2 protein-coding genes and 1 pseudogene are annotated in these 1992 nt (G+C 66.5%); 2 read left to right on the top strand and 1 reads right to left on the bottom strand.

Going from position 1 to position 1992, the window contains the following annotated elements; all coding sequences use genetic code 11:
* A pseudogene (locus ACSFA3_RS22350) lies at positions 1 to 641 on the top strand (glutamate--cysteine ligase); the annotation flags it as partial.
* A gap of 33 nt (positions 642 to 674) precedes the next feature.
* On the opposite strand, the gene ACSFA3_RS22345 reads toward ACSFA3_RS22350, so the two are convergent.
* The gene (locus ACSFA3_RS22345) at positions 675 to 1697 is read right to left on the bottom strand and encodes an aldo/keto reductase (protein WP_435474457.1); all 1023 of its coding nucleotides are present in this window, start codon (positions 1695 to 1697) and stop codon (positions 675 to 677) included.
* 102 nt (positions 1698 to 1799) lie between these two features.
* Between ACSFA3_RS22345 and ACSFA3_RS22340 the strand changes: the two genes are divergently transcribed.
* A partial coding sequence (locus tag ACSFA3_RS22340) for a LysR family transcriptional regulator (protein ID WP_435507687.1) occupies positions 1800 to 1992 on the top strand: 193 nt, incomplete at its 3' end.

Below are 1992 nucleotides of genomic sequence, written 5' to 3'. Positions count from 1 at the left end.
TGGAGTACGTCGAAGTGCGCCTGATGGACCTTGACCCGTTCGAGACCGTCGGCATCAACGCGCAGACCATGCGCTTCATCGACGTGTTCCTGCTGCACTGCCTGCTGAGCGACAGCCCCGACGACACGCCGCAGGAAATTGCCGACCTCGCGCACAACCAGCACCTCACGGCCGCGCGCGGTCGCGAGCCGGGCCTGAAGCTGCAGCGCGACGGGCGCGAAGTGGCACTGGCCGAGTGGGGCCTGGAGCTGGTCGAGCAGTGCCTGCCCATTGCCGCAGCGCTCGACGCGGCGCAGGGCGGCACCACGGCGCATGCCGACGCGGTGCGCGCCGCCAGGGCCGCGCTGCAGAACCCCGACAGCCTGCCCTCGGCCCGCGTGCTCGCGGCCATCGAGAAGGACCACGGCAACTCCTTCATCGGCTTCGTGCGAGCCCAATCGGAGCAGACCCGTGCCGCGCTGCTGGGCCTGCCGTTCTCGGCCGCGCAACAGGCCGAGTTCGAGCAGATGACGGCCGAGTCGATTCAGGAGCAGAAGCGCATCGAGGCGGCCGACACCATGCCCTTCGAGATCTACCGCGAGCAGTACGTCTCGCCCGCGCGGCTGGGCATGGCGCGCGGCCGCATGGCGGTGGCTGCCTGAGAGAGCCGGCTCTCTCCGCGCTTTCGATCCGTCTTATTTTTCCTTGCGGCCCGCCGGAACCGGCGCATCGGCTGCGATGAGCTTCTGCTCGCGCATCTCATCCCAGAACGCCGCCGGAATCACCGCAGCCAGCGCGGCCTGATCTTCCGCGATGCGCTCGGGGCGGCTCGCACCGGGAATCACGGCCGCCACTGCCGGATTGGCCAGCGAGAATTGCAGCGCGGCGGACTTGATGCCGACCTCGTGGCGTTGCGCTACGGCCTTGATGCGCTCGACCTTGGCGATGATTTCCGGTGATGCCTTCTGGTACTCGAAGTGCGTGCCGCCAGCCAGGATGCCGGAGCTGTACGGGCCGCCCACCACGATGTCCACGTTCTGCTTGGCGGCCGCGGGCATCAGGCGTTGCAGGGCCCGCTCGTGGTCCAGCAGGGTGTAGCGGCCGGCCAGCAGGAAGCCGTCGGGTTTTGCCTCGCTCAGGTCCAGCGTCAGCTCGCACGGTTCCACGCGGTTGACACCCAGGCCCCAGGCCTTGATCACGCCTTCTTCGCGCAGGCGGGTCAGCACGCGAAACGCGCCTTTGCGGGCGACTTCGAACTGCGCGAGCCATTCGTCGCCGTAGAAGTCCTGGGCGATGTCGTGCACCCAGACGATGTCCAGACGATCGGTCTTCAGCCGTTGGAGGCTGTCCTCGATCGAGCGCAGGGTTGCGTCCGCCGAATAGTCGTTGACCAGCTTGTTGGGCCGACCGAACTCGAAGAGCCCACCTTTTTCGCCCAGGTCGCGTGTGGCCGTTTCTTCGGTTTCGTCCAGCACGAGGCGGCCGACCTTGGTGCTCAGCACGTAGTCGTCGCGCCGGTGCTTCGCCAGCGCCGCGCCCAGGCGGATCTCGGCCAGCCCCGCGCCATAGAACGGGGCCGTGTCGAAATAGCGGATGCCGTGCGCCCAGGCCGCGTCGACCGTGGCCAGGGCTTCCGCCTCGGGGATGTTGCGGAACATGTTGCCCAGTGGGGCGGTTCCAAAGCCCAGCAGGCCGGGGAGTTTGTCCTTGATGCTCATGAAAGAAAGTCCTTGTTGGTTATCGGATGGCTTCACTGTAGGTTTCGGGGTTGAGTCTGTCCAAGACATAATTGGTGAAACTTGAGTCTTGACAGGTCTTAAATGCTGGACATCCGCCAACTTCACTATTTCGTCGCCGTCGCGGAAGACGAGCATGTCGGCCGTGCCGCCGAGCGGCTGCACATCTCGCAATCGCCGCTGAGCCGCCAGATCGCGCAGCTGGAAGAGCGGCTCGGCCTCACGCTGTTCGAACGCAGCCAGCAGCGCATCCGCCTGACGGCCGATGGCCGCACCT

The organism is Variovorax glucosi (assembly GCF_051216695.1).
In the GTDB taxonomy this organism is placed as follows: Bacteria; Pseudomonadota; Gammaproteobacteria; order Burkholderiales; family Burkholderiaceae_C; genus Variovorax.
The sequence above is the reverse complement of the archived record's forward strand: the minus strand, read 5'-3'. Positions and strand labels throughout refer to the sequence as shown.

Bases quoted from the DNA above. Each gene is read 5' to 3' on its own strand.
- ACSFA3_RS22345 (WP_435474457.1), bottom strand. From the start codon at position 1,697: ATGAGCATCAAGGACAAACTCCCCGGCCTGCTGGGCTTTGGAACCGCC.